The sequence below is a fragment of the Arthrobacter sp. GCM10027362 genome (genome assembly GCF_042679445.1).
Classification (GTDB): domain Bacteria; phylum Actinomycetota; class Actinomycetes; order Actinomycetales; family Micrococcaceae; genus Crystallibacter.
The window spans coordinates 1-13,236 of record NZ_JBHTML010000116.1; the positions used below are offsets into that span (position 1 = coordinate 1).

Annotated in this window: 13 protein-coding genes; all 13 read right to left on the bottom strand. The window is 67.6% G+C overall.

Annotation, left to right across the window (positions count from 1 at the left end; all coding sequences use genetic code 11):
* Positions 1 to 565, bottom strand: a 565-nt coding sequence (locus tag ACFQ36_RS15195; RefSeq protein ID WP_377015025.1) for a hypothetical protein, incomplete at its 3' end; no start/stop codon positions are given.
* Positions 566 to 610: 45 nt separating this feature from the next.
* Complete coding sequence (locus ACFQ36_RS15200) at positions 611 to 2,173, bottom strand: IPT/TIG domain-containing protein (protein WP_377015027.1); 1,563 nt, start codon at positions 2,171 to 2,173, stop codon at positions 611 to 613.
* A gap of 48 nt (positions 2,174 to 2,221) precedes the next feature.
* Complete coding sequence (locus tag ACFQ36_RS15205; protein WP_377015029.1) at positions 2,222 to 4,318, bottom strand: phage tail protein; 2,097 nt, start codon at positions 4,316 to 4,318, stop codon at positions 2,222 to 2,224.
* Between the two features lie 2 nt (positions 4,319 to 4,320).
* The gene (locus ACFQ36_RS15210) at positions 4,321 to 5,895 is read right to left on the bottom strand and encodes a baseplate J/gp47 family protein (protein WP_377015031.1); all 1,575 of its coding nucleotides are present in this window, start codon (positions 5,893 to 5,895) and stop codon (positions 4,321 to 4,323) included.
* Between the two features lie 9 nt (positions 5,896 to 5,904).
* Positions 5,905 to 6,267: a GPW/gp25 family protein gene (locus ACFQ36_RS15215; protein WP_377015033.1), complete on the bottom strand. Its 363-nt coding sequence runs from the start codon at positions 6,265 to 6,267 to the stop codon at positions 5,905 to 5,907.
* 22 nt (positions 6,268 to 6,289) lie between these two features.
* On the bottom strand, positions 6,290 to 6,676 hold the full coding sequence (locus tag ACFQ36_RS15220) for a hypothetical protein (RefSeq protein WP_377015035.1): 387 nt from the start codon (positions 6,674 to 6,676) through the stop codon (positions 6,290 to 6,292).
* Between the two features lie 9 nt (positions 6,677 to 6,685).
* Positions 6,686 to 7,516, bottom strand: coding sequence for a phage baseplate assembly protein V (locus ACFQ36_RS15225; protein ID WP_377015037.1), 831 nt, complete (start codon positions 7,514 to 7,516; stop codon positions 6,686 to 6,688).
* A 12-nt stretch (positions 7,517 to 7,528) separates the two neighbouring features.
* Positions 7,529 to 8,641 carry a phage late control D family protein gene (locus ACFQ36_RS15230; RefSeq protein WP_377015038.1) on the bottom strand — a complete coding sequence of 371 codons (1,113 nt, stop codon included), beginning with the start codon at positions 8,639 to 8,641 and terminating at the stop codon, positions 7,529 to 7,531.
* A gap of 10 nt (positions 8,642 to 8,651) precedes the next feature.
* On the bottom strand, positions 8,652 to 9,218 hold the full coding sequence (locus tag ACFQ36_RS15235) for a hypothetical protein (RefSeq protein ID WP_377015040.1): 567 nt from the start codon (positions 9,216 to 9,218) through the stop codon (positions 8,652 to 8,654).
* 5 nt (positions 9,219 to 9,223) lie between these two features.
* Positions 9,224 to 9,952, bottom strand: coding sequence for a hypothetical protein (locus tag ACFQ36_RS15240; protein ID WP_377015042.1), 729 nt, complete (start codon positions 9,950 to 9,952; stop codon positions 9,224 to 9,226).
* Positions 9,949 to 12,129, bottom strand: coding sequence for an ATP-binding protein (locus ACFQ36_RS15245; RefSeq protein WP_377015043.1), 2,181 nt, complete (start codon positions 12,127 to 12,129; stop codon positions 9,949 to 9,951). Before ACFQ36_RS15245 ends, ACFQ36_RS15240 begins: the two co-directional genes overlap by 4 nt.
* A complete protein-coding gene (locus ACFQ36_RS15250; RefSeq protein ID WP_377015045.1) occupies positions 12,126 to 12,956 on the bottom strand; it encodes a Pvc16 family protein in 831 nt (276 codons plus the stop codon). The genes ACFQ36_RS15245 and ACFQ36_RS15250 overlap by 4 nt, the downstream gene beginning before the upstream one ends.
* Positions 12,953 to 13,236, bottom strand: a 284-nt coding sequence (locus ACFQ36_RS15255) for a hypothetical protein (protein ID WP_377015046.1), incomplete at its 5' end; no start/stop codon positions are given. The genes ACFQ36_RS15255 and ACFQ36_RS15250, both read right to left, overlap by 4 nt.

Below are 13,236 nucleotides of genomic sequence, written 5' to 3' on the forward strand. Positions count from 1 at the left end.
CGGCCGGCCGGCTGCCGAAGGACACCTCCGGGGTGCCGATGTGGAAGTTCGTCCCGGACAGCACCACCGCCGTGCCCGGGGTCCCGCGGTGCGAGGCAAACGGCACGGAGGCGAATGCCGGAACGAACGAGGCCGGATCCGCCCACGGCTGGGCGGCGTCGCCCGGATTATCGGCCACCACCCAGGTGAACAGCCGGTCCGCGGCCGGATCGTTGTTCCGGATCCCCAGAACCCACTCCTCCACAGTCTCCCTGTCAAACCCCACCAGGACCCGCAGGACATTGCCCGCGCCGGGGGCCAGGAAAACATCCCCGACAAACCCGGTGCCCGTACCGCCGGCAGTCGTAGCCCGGAACAGCGGCTGGGTCGATGTCGATACCGCCACCGCCGGGCCCTGACCGGCACGCAGGAACACCGTCGGCGCCACCGAGCCGCCGATCATTGCCACCCGGAGGAACATCATCCGCGCATAGATTCCGGCAAACTCCGGCACCGGCGCGCCCGCCAACTGGCCAAACGGCCTGTCCACCCGGCCACCTCCCCGGCCCACCGCAAGCGGTGTCACCTGCGGATCCGGAAACACGATAAACCCCATGAGGAACCAACCCCCCTATGAACGATTAACAGTAATGAGACTGACGCTCACGGCGGAGCCCGAGCCGGTGGTCACGGTGATCCGGGCCTGCCGCTGTGCCTCCACGCCGAAAATCAGGTCCGGCGCTTCCACTGTGATCTGGGTCGCGGCCGCCGGTTCGGCGAGTCCTGCCCGGACGGGAGCCAAGCCTTCGACGGTAAAGAACACACGCACCGGAACGACGTCGAGGTTCTGGCCGCTCAGGATGACAGGATCACCGACCTTGACGACAGGCGGCGTAAAACCGGTAAGAACCGGCGGCGGCGGTCCCACCCGGAATTCGTCCGTGCTTTCGACGTCACCTTGGCTGGTCTTCACCGTGATTTTGACCTGCGAGTTTGCGGCCAGCCCATCGGGGACCTGGACCTTCAGCGACGTGTTGGTGGGCTCGCCGATGACGGTTGCCGGTTTCCCGCCGAAGAGCACCTTCAGTTCGCTGGCATTGAAGTTGAAGCCGGAGAGCACGACCTCGGTGCCCGCCATGCCACTGCCCGGTGCGAACTGAGGGGTCGGCGCGGCGGCAAAAACCGGGGTGGCCCTGACTCCGAACAGCTTCTCGCACACAGCGGAGGCAACCTCGTTGGAGACGGTGATCCTGACGCTTCGCCCGGTGCCATCAGGTGTCAGGCCTCCGGGCACCAGGACCACGATTTCACTGTCCGAGAGCGTGGCAGCGATCGAGGCCGGAGTCTCATCGAAGAAGACTTCGATGGTTCCCTTGTCGAAGTTCTTCCCGGCCAGGGTAATTTGCTGGTGGACCTGGCCGGTCAGTGGACGCAGCGGCCTGTCCGGAGCAAACGTCGGGGCAATGAGGACCCGCTCGAGCAGGCTGAGGCGGTTTTCGAGATGGGATAGGGTCAGTTTGCGCTGGCGGAGATCGGTAATGCGCTGCACCGGGCCGGTGCCCTCCAAGTCGAATGTTCCGGAGGTGATGGTGTCCTCGCCGCGGCGGCGGCGCAGCTGTGCGAGGGGATAATGGACCTGCCCGGGAGCCGGGTCGGGCACCGGTACACCTTCGGCGACCCGGACCTCCCAGTGTGGTTTGAGCCGCACCGAGGTCTGCATGCCCACATCGTCGCTGTTGCCCAAAGCAGCATCATCGGTTCCGTCCACTTCGGCGAGGAAGACCTTCAGGTAGACCGTGTCAGTGCGGGGATCGGGCTGGGCCTCGGTGGGCGCGGTTAGCTCCGGGAATCGCTGGCCGGTACTTGACGGCGGCTGGCCGCTATAGCTGGTGTCGGAGTCGATATGGGCCTCGATGCCCCCAGCCAGCAGGGAGCCGGGTCCAGCGATCTTAAAATCGTTGCGGTTCAGCCCGGCCGGCAGGGCACGGATCCCGAAGCCGTCTCCTGCACCGGAGGCAAGCCCATTGCCAATGTAGCGGGAGAAGAGCGATCGCATGTCCGCCGCGAGCAGGTCCTGGAGCAGGTTCAGGTCGCGGTCGAGGATCGGCACGCCCTGTTCGATATGGATGCCGATGTACCCCTTGGCCAGGTTCTCGAGCAGCAGCTCAAGCGGGGACCGCGAGAAGTCGCTCATCGCCTCGCCTTCACTCTCCTCTCGAACGATCGTTCCGCCGCGGACCTGCTAGGGCCGGATGACAATTCCACGGGCGTTGATGGGCAGGAACTCCGGCAGCACGGCGGCGAGCCGCGAGCGCGCCGCTTCGATCCCCTCCGGTGCCGGGGGTGGCTCCGGTGCCATGAGGAAAATGCCGACGGCGTCCCGGGCGAAGCGGCCATCGCCATGCCGCCCGCCGCCGGAGCGGGTATAGGTGTAGGTCCCCGCGTCGTCGAACGCGCCAACCGGGGCTTTGCGGTGACCGCTGTAGGTCAGGGTGCCTGCATAGCGGGTATCAGGTATCGACGCCTCGTCGGCACCGGCATGGACCAGCGGTTCGCTGGACCTGTAGACCAGCAGCGTGGCCTCCGTCGTGCGCACCGCGAGCGGCGCCCGTTGCGACAAGGGCCCGACGGCGGCCGGCTGGACCGGCGCCCAATCGTGTGTGGCAGGATCGTCCAGCGCGGTCCGGAAGACGGACCAGTTGCCATCGTCCGGGCCTGCGGGCGTGTCGGACCGGGTGGAGCTGAAGAAGAGTTCAATGCCGCCGTCCGGCCCCAGCAGCGGGGCCGGTTCCCGGTCGTGGACATTCGGTGCCGGCTTCGGTACCAGGCGGGCGGCTTCCCAGTCTGCGCTCCGGGCCGGATCAAGTCCCTTCTTGACCCGGTAGGTCAGGCTCCACCGGGTCTGTCCCGCCGGACCGGCGGGCTCCTGCCGCGCCCCGAACAGCCAGAGCCGGCCGCCGGGGCCGGACGGGCGGATGAGCAGGAACAGATCCTCCTGGATGCGGGAGCCCGCGTTTTCCTGCAGTGTTCCCGGAGATTCCAGTTGCCACCGCGTGCCATCGTGCCGGTTGTATCTAGTCTGCCACTTCCCTGCGGTCAATTCCTGCCAGAACAGCCACAGCCCGCCGGTTTCGTCCGTCGCCGCACAGGGACGGCGGCGCTCCTCGTCACCGCTTCCGAAGAACCCGCTGCCAGGTTGGCCGGACACCTGCGGTTCCGACCAGCTGCCGTCATTCGTCCGGGTCCGGAAGGCAATACGCCACCGGCGCACCGCCGGGGTGTCGGCGGGGTTCCGGGTCTCCCAGAACAGCCACAGCCGGTCCTGGGCACGTGCGGCCGCCGGATGTATGTCCGCACCGGCCCGGTCGACTACCGGGGCGCTGTCGGCCCAGATGCCGTCCGCAGAGCGTTGCTTGCACCAGATATCCCAGCCGTGGCGCCGGTGCGTGTGGTAAAAGAACAGATCGGAACCGTCAGCGTCGCGCACCTGGGCTGCGCGCCCTTCGTAGGCGAAGTTCACCGATACCAGTCCGGGCCTCCCCCAGCTGCCGCCGGCATCCTCCCGGACGGCGGCCCACAGGTTCAACCGTGGAGGCTGATTGGCGCAGGCGACATTGTGCACAAACTCCTTGGTTCGGATTGGCAGGCCTGCGACGCGCCGCGCCGTCGCTTCGAGGGCCGCCGGCGTGCCGGTGCGCTGGTAGAGCTGAGGAGCGAACCGGATCTCCTGCCGCTGTGCCCGCACGGATAGGCTGTAGTCGGTCCGCCAGCCAATCCACTGCGCCAGCAGCGGCAGCAGTCGGCCGTCGACCCGATCCGGGTCGTGCAGGTCCAGCGCGGCCCGGGCCAGGCTGTACAGCTGGTCCAGCTGTACGCCGGGCAGCTCGAGGAACCGCTGCAGCACCCCCTTGCCGGCTTCCGCGGGCGCCAGCGCGGCCGGCATCGGCGCGGCCGCGTCATACCGGCGGTAGATGGCAGGCAACAGCCCGTACAGGCGGCCGGCGAATCCATAAGGTGAGGACGCCATCGCACTTGCGCGGTTGTGCGGGTCCGCCGCGAACTCCTGTTCCGCCGGTGCCCGGGTGAACAGCGTGTAGTAGTAGACGGTTTCACCCTGCAGCCCGGTATCGGAAACCTCCGAGCTGCCGGCCGGGCCGGCCGGCACGGCGGCCACCTCGACCCCGTCCCCCGGCCGCAGCGGGTGGGTGCGCAGGTCCCGGCAAACGAGGACTTCGGGGTGGTCCGGCCCCTGGCTGCCACCGGGTCCCGGATAGCTCCAGGCCAGGTCAATCCGGTTGCCGTCAGGGTGCGGGCGGGCGGTGATATTCAGCAGACGCATGCTCAGCCGCCTGCCGGCCCGACGAGGAGCACCTTGATGCCCGCGGCATAGCCGGGGTCGGCCGGCAGGACGGGGATCTGGTTCTCGCCGAGCCGGATCCTCCCGTCCTGTTCGAGGGCGGCCTGTCCGGCGCGGCGGAATTCCGTGATGTTGGCGAAGAGGACCCCCGGGGTGCTTTGGATGGCGTCGTAAAACCTGCTGAGGTAGATGGTTTCGCCAAAACCGACCGTGTCGAAGGCCAGGAGCGCCGACACCGCCTGCTCGACCGCCGCCCGGACGTCCTCGCGCACATAGTAGCTTTCGACACCGACCTCGGCGGTGACGAAGATTTCAACGTAGTCCACATCCTCGATCTCGACGACCTGGGTCAGCATCCGCTTGTCTTCGAGGTACCGCTTAAGCCCAAGTTCAAGAGTGTCGCTGACCTTGTTATCCACCCGGCCTCCGCCCGCCGGGGCGACGTACAGGGTGACGCGGTTCCAGCCCGTTGCACTGGCACGGACCTTGCCGACGCCGTGGAAGGTCCGTGCCAGCTCCTCGTAGTCGGCAGTGGTGACGGCACGATGCAGGGACCGGAACACCGCCGGCGCATGTTTGGCGGCGTGCGCGATCGATTCGCGGTCCGCTCCGCCGGTCGCGGGCATCCTGTTGGTGACCTTGGCGCCGAGGACCGCGAGCGCGGGGACGTTGACGATCGTTGTGATCGCGGCGGCTGGCACATTTCCTGCCAGCCCGCCGCCGGTGCGGTAGCTGATGGCCAGCGACGCTCCGCGCGGCGGCACTGCCCCGAACGTTCCGTCGCCGAAAATGAGCGTGGCTTGGTCGTTCTCGTCGATATCGATGCTGAAATCATGATCGGCCGGGCCGCTGAACGCCAAGCTCTCCCGGAACCGCCAGCGCTGGGCTGGCGCATTACCCTGCGTCGCCTCGAGCATGATGCCTGCGCCGGGCGGCGCCTGCGGTCCGGCTTGGGGCAGGATCAGGCCGCGGTAGGCCAGGATGTAGCGCTGGTCCGGTGACCCGTCGGCCTTGCCCAGGATTTCGCTGGCAATCAGCCGGCCTTCCTCCACCGGGACGGAAGCGGCTGCAGGCCCTGCAGGGTCGTCCGGATCGGTAGGCTCGAAAGTCAAGACCAGGGGGGATTCGCCGGTATATTCGAACCGGACGCTGGGTCTGTCCTTATGGCTTTTGGTGGCGAAGGCGGCACCGCGGATGATGCTTACCGGTTCCGGTATCCGGGTTCCGGCCGGCAGCGAAATGGTCAGCGTGGTGCTTGCCGGTGCGGCGGTGCGCATCGGGTATCCGATCAGGCGCAGGTGCTCGATGACGCTGCGCCGGGTGGTGGCAGTATTCAGGAAGCTCTCGTTGGCGACGCGGTCCTGGTAGTAGCTCAGGACATCTCCGAGATAGGCAAACAGCTGCAGCATTACGTTGCCAAAGTCGGCTTCGTTCATGAAGTCCTGCCACTCGGGCAGCTTGCGGGGCACCTGCTCACGCAGTGCCTTCAGGATTCCCTCGTAGTCGCGGCCGGTGTAGTCGATGACCGGCTGCCCGTCCCTGTCAGCGATCTCTGCCATGGTCCCACCTCACCTGAATTGGATCCTGACCGACTGGCGTGCTCCGTCGCGGCGCCGCAGGTAGGCGACCTCGACAGTCAGCGTCTCGTCCTGGGCCTGGATGTCTACCCCGCTGACGACAATCTCCCCGCCCAACCAGCGGGTCAGGCTTTGGCTCGCCGTGAATTCGACGGCGGCGGCGAGGACCGTATTGTTGGGGTCGAAGACGAGATTGAGCAGCCCGCACCCAAAGGTGGGCTGATTCACCCGTTCACCGGGTGAAGTGAAGAGCACCTGGACGATCTTGCCGCGGAGATCGGCGTCCTCGTCGCCGTCCGGGGAGATCGTCCCGCCTGGCGCTACCCTGAAGGGAAACCCGAATCCCGTTGCCATAAGCCCGTCCTCCCCGGTGCCGTTACCGGACATGGCCCAGTCCGCTGCCGCTCTGATTGAACGTAACCCCTTGTTGGGCAGCGGCTAGGTTGATCTGGTGCTGGTGCGCGGCCGGCGGCGCGGGCTCGGTCTTGCCGGCTACTGCGGCCGCGACGTCACCGGTGGCTTGGATCCCGACGATCTCAAGGTTCGCCGTCAAATGGGTGACCACTCCTGTGGCGATGGCGAATGCCAACTGCTTCCACCCGTTGCGGGCGGCGTCCAGCGCCTCCTGCGCCTTCGCCTGGGCCTCACCGGAGGCGTTGTCTACGGCCTGCTGCAACGGCGGCGCCAACAATATGTCCATCTGCTCGAAGATGGCCTTGCTCAAGCCCGATTCCGCATCCACGGTGCCGACCACCAATGCCATGGGGTCCTCCTAGCCGACCGAGTGCCGGGCCGAGATCGGCACGTCGAGGTTCATCGGCGCCACCGGGGGCGACGTGGGGGCGCCGAGGTTGCCGATGTGCGTATGTGTTGCCAGCGCCGTTATGAAGGCCGCGACGTTGGCCTTGAACGTGGTACCCAGGACCATCTTTTCGACGTCCCCGCCAACCTCGATGCCGGCCGGGCCCAGGCGGAGCGTATTGCCGTTCCGGTCCTGCACAGTGATCCCGGTGGTGTCCATCGCCAGAGAATTGCCGTTGGCGGTCCCGCCGGTGATCGCCACGCCGTCGGCGGTAAGGGTGATCCGGTGGCCGTGGATGCCATCGGTGACCGAGACTCCTTCGGCATTGAGGGTAATCCGGTGGCCGTGCACGCCGTCGTGGAGCTGGATCGACTCCGTGCCGGGGGTGTCCTCAAAGTACAGGGTGTGTCCCCGCCCGGTCTTGATGATCTTGCAGCCGGCGGGGTCCACGCCCGTCCCGGGGGTGCCGTCGGGTCCGGGAGCTTCGCTGGCCCCGGCGGATTCGCTGATGAAGGCGCCGGACCAGATCGGAAATTCCAGGTCGCCTTCCTCGAATTCGACCCAGACCCCGGCCCCCGGAGCGGGGATGAACAGGATCCCCTGCTGGTCGGCGCCGCCGTAGGGAACACACGCCTTGGCCCAGCCCGTCACGACATCGGGGCCCAGGACGCTCGGTACCTGCACGGTGAGCCGCCCCAGCCGCTTCGGGTCCTTGTTGTCCACGACAATGCCCCGGTATTTGCCGTAATGACGGCGGTCGATCTTTTCCACCAGGTCGGCGACGACACGTTCCAGGTCCATCAGGCTTCCTCCTCAAAACGGCAGGTTGGGGCCGCCGGGCGAGAATTCCTCTGACCCCGTCGGCAGCAGGGCGTTGCGTTGGACCGTGAAGACCTGTGTGTAGCCGCCGGGGGTGAACACATGCGTGACGCGCGACACGTAGTACACCCCGCTGTAGGTCTCACCGATTCCCTTGATTGTGACGGTCCGCCGGGGCATGAGGATGGTGCCGTACTGGTTGGCGGCCACCTCCCCTTCCCCGGTGACGAACCACTCGCCGCGGTCGTGCAGCCCCTGGCACAGGACTTCCATTTCGGGGCCGCCGGTCGTAACCGTCTGACCAAGATGAGTCAGCTCGGGGTTCATGCCGGCGGGCAGATAAGCTGCCGGCGGCTTCGCCCCGAGCAGCTTCCGGCTGGTCTTCTCCACGGCAACCCCGAGGATCTCCTTGGTCAGATGGTCCAGCTGGGTCATGGCCACGGGCGAGGGGCCCTGCGCAGCGACCTCCACGGCGAACCGGGTGACTGTGGTTTCCTCCCCGCACTGTACCTGCAGGACCGGCTGCGGCCGGCGATGGAGCGCCGGCGGACCGAAATACCCCATCGTGCCAGAGACGTAGCATTCGAACCCGTTGCGGCGGGCGAGGCGTTTGAGGAAGCGGATGTCGGTCTCGCGCTGGATGATCGTCGATACGTCGGCGTCATGGATGATTTCGGTATCGGTCACATCCGAGCCCAGCCCGTAGCTGCCAAAGACCTCCTCGGCGATATCGCTGTCCTTGCGGTTGGGCCAGTCCTTGAGGATGGTCCGGCGGTCCATCAGCACGCTGCTGTCCATCCCCCAGATCTCCAGCTGGCACTGGTCAGGGTCGCCGGCAAAGTCGGGCCGCAGGTGGGTGATATAACCGCTGAGCAGCTTTTCCTGCTCGTCCCCCAGCCCTGCCGTAATCACCACCGGCTGCCAGAGCTGGATCCGTTCATCGTCGAGATAGGGCCAGGTTCCGTCGCCGCGCTGCGGCACGGCGAGGCTGATCCGGACCATGCCGGCCAGTTCGTCGTCGAGTTCGACTTCGAGGTTGATCAGGTCCTCGTACAGTTCCGGCAGCTCGGCACCGCCGATTTCGAGACGCAGCTTCTCTTGTTCCATGGCGCCTGGGCTACCCCCTTCCGGGCGGTGGGATGACGATGCTCCGGCCCAGCTGCCCGGTTCCGGCAGGTTCCCCGACGCTGAAACCGGCGTTCCTGATCGTTTCGATCAGTGTCTCGGACTCGGTGCACTCGCGGTTGAAGGTCACCAGCAGCGCCCGGTCGAAGCGTTCCGCGACCTCCGGTGCCCGGTCCACGTACTCGATGCTTTCTTCCACGGTTGCCTGCTCCACTCCGGGGATCCCGGAGAGCGCGCGCAACACCGGCTGCCAAGCCGGGGGCCGGCCCCCCGCAGGAACGGCGAGCGGGAAGCGGACGGTGACGACCGGGTCGTGCCCCAGCAGGGCCAGCGGGGAGAGGATTCCCGGATTGGCATCACAGATGTGCCACCAGGCTAAGGGTTCCTCGTAGTAGCGGTACGCCAGCTGGTCCAGCCGCTCGCCCTGGGCCACGGTGTGCCGGAACCGGCCGGCCACCTCCGGCAGGGGACGCAGCGCCGTAGTGGCGGGCGTCCTGCCGCGCGCGTCGGGACCGGACGCGCCCTCCGGCGTCCGGTATCGGGAGTGCCTGCGCGCCATGGCGGTCACCCCGGGATCACCACGTTGGCGGCTTCGCCAACGTTGGCCAGGTTCAGGGCGGACATCGCCTCCGTCATCAGGTGGGAGGCCAGGAACGGGGCGTTGTTCCCCTCGATCACGGTCAGGCCGACCGCCACGGTGGCCCGGGTCGGGTTCAGGTCCGCACTGAATTCCGTCTCGGTGATGTGCATGCTGGTGATATTGACAGGCAGCACCCGTTTGCGGCCGAAGATAAACAGAACCAGGGGCGGGTTGGCCCGCCGCGGATGGATGAAGTCCTGGCGTTTGCCCAGCAGGTCGCCGACCATCCCGGCCAGCACGCCTTCCCCCTTCGGCTGCACCATAAGCTCCAGGGTGGACAGCTGCGGAGCAATGCCCAGCTGCCGGGTCACATCGTCGCCCTCGTTCAGTTTGTCTGTCGCGTCCAGCCGCACGTCGAAGGCAATGCTTTCTTCCTGCACCGTGACGAGTTGTTGCCGGCGCAGTTCGGCCAGGTCCTCGAATTCCTTGCGGCCATGGAAATCCCGCATCGGCCGCGGCGCAGGTGCTGCCGGATTGGGACGGGCCCGGGTGGCCCGTGGCGCCGGCTGGGCCGGCGGTGCGTAGACCAGCTCACGGTTCCGGGTCAGCTGCAAGGGGTTGTATTGGAACACCACGAGCAGCGGCGGGACACTGAGACCGAATTCCACGAAGGCACCGTGCAGGATCCTGGGTTTGCCGGGAACGCCGGTCATTGGGCCTCCTCCCTGTCTGCGGGCTGTTCAGCCCACAGCTTGCCGAGTTTTTCAAACTCGCGGCGCGTGCCCAGCAGGATGTGCCGGGCAGTGATGACGCCGCCGTCGGAGGCCGCGAGGAAGGCGGCGTTGAGCACGATGTTCTTGATGCTGCCTCCGGCAATTGCATACTCGCGTGCCAGCAAGGCGCAGTCGACGTCGTCGGCGACGGGGGCTTCCGCCGGAAAATGCGACTCCCAGATGCGCTGGCGATGGGCCGCATCCGGAAACGGAAAGTCGACGACGTAGCGGATGCGCCGGGTGAAGGCTTCGTCGAGGTTGGTCCGCAGGTTCGAAGCCAACAGCACGATCCCCTCATGCTCGTCCAGCTTCTGCAGCAGGAAGCCCGTCTCGATGTTGGCGTAACGGTCATGGGCGTCGTGGATCTCAGTGCGTCTGCCGAACAGCGCGTCGGCCTCATCGAAGAAGAGGATGGCGTTGCCGGTACGGGCCTCCTGGAAGATGCGGGCCAGGTTCTTCTCGGTTTCCCCGATGTACTTGCTGACTACGCCGGACAGGTCGATCTCGAACAGCCCGAGCCCGGCCTCCCGGGCCAAGACTTCGGCCGCCAGCGTCTTGCCGGTACCGGGCGGGCCGGCAAAGAGGACGCTCAGGCCCTTCCCGCGGCCAAGTTTCCGTCCAAACCCCCAGGCCTCGTACACCCGGTCGTGCTGGCGCACCTGGCCGCAGATCTCGCGCAGCTGCGCAGTCTTCGGCTCCGGCAGGACCAGATCCTCCCAGCCGTGCCGCGGGTCCACCTTCACTGCCAGTTCGCCAAGGTGCTGGTCGGACTGGTGCCGGCAGGCGGCCTCGAGCTCCTCAAGGGTCGGCCCGGGTGTCTCCGGGCGGCAGCCGCGTTCCGCCGCCGCAACGGCGTCCTTGATCCGCGCCGGGGTCAGGACGAAGCGGCTCGCGAGTTCTTCGGCCCAATCAGCCGCCGCGGGTGTCAGCCCGTCCAACTGCCGGCGCCAGAGCGCGGCGCGCTCGGCGGCCGTGGGCATTGGCACCGTTACGGTCTCGAAGCGCGCCTGGTCAAAGATCCGGCCGTCCGTCCAGGGCGCTTCGCCGCCGAGGATGATCGGTGGACCGGGTTCGGCGGCCAGCCGGGCCAGCGATTTCAGCGAGGCCCGCCCCGATGCCTCCAGCAGCGCATCCCCGCGCTCAAGGTACATCGCGCCCCGCTGGAGGGCGCTTTCCCGGCAGGCCGCCAGCAGCAGATCGCGCGCCTGCTCCGGGGGCAGCGCCGACAAGTCTTCGGTATCGAGGACGAGCAGCGCAAGCCCTGCGCTGCCGCAAAGCCGCAGTGCCAGCTCGGTCTTGCCTACCCCGGCAGGGCCGCGCAGGTAAAGCACCTGCCGGCACCCGTCCGGCGGATCCGGTTCCAGCCGTACCGGTTCCCGCGCACCGCCTGGTACAGGCGGGAAGCCGGCTCCCGCCGCCGTCGCGGCAGCCGGCCGGCGCAGCCGTACCAGGCCGGCAAGCCGCCCGTCCGGCTGGGTATCGCCGAGGATAAAGCGGCAGATGCGGGGATCGACCCGCAGGAAGCGGGCAAGTCCGCTTGATCCGGATGGACTGTTCGGATCCTCCACGGACTGCAGCAGCCCCCAGCGTTGCAAGGTGGCAGCCTCACCGAGCATCCATTGTGCGCCCCACCTGGCATCTTCCGTCTCGCAAAGCAGGTTCAGCACCAGATCGACGCTTGGCCGTTTGCGGGTGATGTCGTCCTGCAGGTACGCATAGAGGCGGTCATATTTGGACCGCAGCTCCGGTGCCAGGCAGATCACGATAGCCTGCAGCTCGAATTCCGAAAGTCCGAACAGCTCACCTAGCCGGGGCAGTGCCAGCGGAATCCCGGCGTCGAGGCTGGCGGCGGTCCGCTCCCCGATGACCTCGGAGAGCTCGGTGAGGGTGGAGCGCGCCACGGCCGCGGCGGTTCCGTCGAGGCCGGGGGCCGGATCGCATGCAAGCAGCCAGGCCACCTCGTCCGGGGAGATGAACACCGTGCGCTCAAGCTGGGCCTGGGGTGCGGCCGCATTCAGCAGCGGCATGGTCAGGGTCCGCAGCCGGATCCGTGCGTCCAGCCGCCGCAGCTCGTCGCGGAGGTGCTCATGGTTGTCCGTGTACCGGGCGCCCGTCATGGCGCCACCTCGAACAGGAAGGTCCGCCGGAAGGCCATCGGTATATCCACCCGCACTTCGTAATGTCCTGCGCCCAGGTCTGCCGGGACGACGGCCGCCACCGTGTCGCCCGACGCGGCCGCGTCGACGATGCGCCGGCCGCCAATGGTCGCCGCTACCCGCCAGCCGGCGAGGTGCTCGCCGGTGAAGGTGAGGGAGGTGCCCCCGGGCCCGCGCGTCGGCGACATGGCCAGGATCGAGGGCGGGGCGGCCGGTTGCAGCACCCGCGGAACGCCGATGGTGCGTACCCGGGCCGGCATGGGTAACGGCGCCTGCGGCACCGCATCGAGCTGGACGGTGGAGACCTGGTACGGCACCGAAAGCCTGAACGGCTGGGAAAAGGTCGCCCAGATACGGCTCAGCTCTTCCGCGTCCAGGTTCCTGGCCACAATCCGCAGGTCCTCGCGCGCACCTGCCAGGCCCGGCGCCAGGTGGCCGCGCGGAATGGGAGAATGCTGCCGGAAGACCCTCATTGCCTCGCCGAGGATCTCATGCGCCGTGACGTTGCCGCCGACGGCGTCGTTCGGGGCATACACCGTCATCAGGTAGAGCAGGCTCAGCGACAGCGGCGGCGGAACCAGCCGGTTTCCGGCCTCGGCGAGCGCATCCTGGTTGGCCAGGTACTCGTTTTCCTCAATCCGGTACAGGAACAGGTTGATCCGGCGGCCGCTGCCGGTTTCATCCGGTGCCAGCACGGTCACGTCGACGGACGGATTCAGGCGCATTTCGGCGAGGAGGAGGTTGCGCAGCGAGGTGCTGACCATGCCAATGGCTGTCGAGGCACTCATCGGAGCAGTCCGGTCTGCCACCGCCGCAGGTAACGGCGCTCCCAAAAAGCCGGGCTGCCATCCGGGGTGTTCGCGCCCGGGGCATGGACGACGGGGAGCTGCGGCTCCGGCAGCACAACCGGTGGATCCGGTTCATCCGGGTCCCATCCGACCGCTTCCCCCTGCCGGCCGGGCTGGGCGGCCAGTCGGCCGCCGGCACCGGAGATGTCCGTGCCGTCCCGTGCGGCGGATCCATGCCGGACCACCGGGCCGGAGGCTGCCCCGGCATCCGGCCGGCCGG

What these genes read in the sequence shown, in the direction of transcription:
- ACFQ36_RS15200 (WP_377015027.1), bottom strand. Translation starts at nt 2,173, where the DNA reads ATGAGCGACTTCTCGCGGTCCCCGCTTGAGCTGCTGCTCGAGAACCTG.
- ACFQ36_RS15205 (WP_377015029.1), bottom strand. Translation starts at nt 4,318, where the DNA reads ATGCGTCTGCTGAATATCACCGCCCGCCCGCACCCTGACGGCAACCGG.
- ACFQ36_RS15210 (WP_377015031.1), bottom strand. Translation starts at nt 5,895, where the DNA reads ATGGCAGAGATCGCTGACAGGGACGGGCAGCCGGTCATCGACTACACC.
- ACFQ36_RS15215 (WP_377015033.1), bottom strand. Translation starts at nt 6,267, where the DNA reads ATGGCAACGGGATTCGGGTTTCCCTTCAGGGTAGCGCCAGGCGGGACG.
- ACFQ36_RS15220 (WP_377015035.1), bottom strand. Translation starts at nt 6,676, where the DNA reads ATGGCATTGGTGGTCGGCACCGTGGATGCGGAATCGGGCTTGAGCAAG.
- ACFQ36_RS15225 (WP_377015037.1), bottom strand. Translation starts at nt 7,516, where the DNA reads ATGGACCTGGAACGTGTCGTCGCCGACCTGGTGGAAAAGATCGACCGC.
- ACFQ36_RS15230 (WP_377015038.1), bottom strand. Translation starts at nt 8,641, where the DNA reads ATGGAACAAGAGAAGCTGCGTCTCGAAATCGGCGGTGCCGAGCTGCCG.
- ACFQ36_RS15235 (WP_377015040.1), bottom strand. Translation starts at nt 9,218, where the DNA reads ATGGCGCGCAGGCACTCCCGATACCGGACGCCGGAGGGCGCGTCCGGT.
- ACFQ36_RS15240 (WP_377015042.1), bottom strand. Translation starts at nt 9,952, where the DNA reads ATGACCGGCGTTCCCGGCAAACCCAGGATCCTGCACGGTGCCTTCGTG.
- ACFQ36_RS15245 (WP_377015043.1), bottom strand. Translation starts at nt 12,129, where the DNA reads ATGACGGGCGCCCGGTACACGGACAACCATGAGCACCTCCGCGACGAG.
- ACFQ36_RS15250 (WP_377015045.1), bottom strand. Translation starts at nt 12,956, where the DNA reads ATGAGTGCCTCGACAGCCATTGGCATGGTCAGCACCTCGCTGCGCAAC.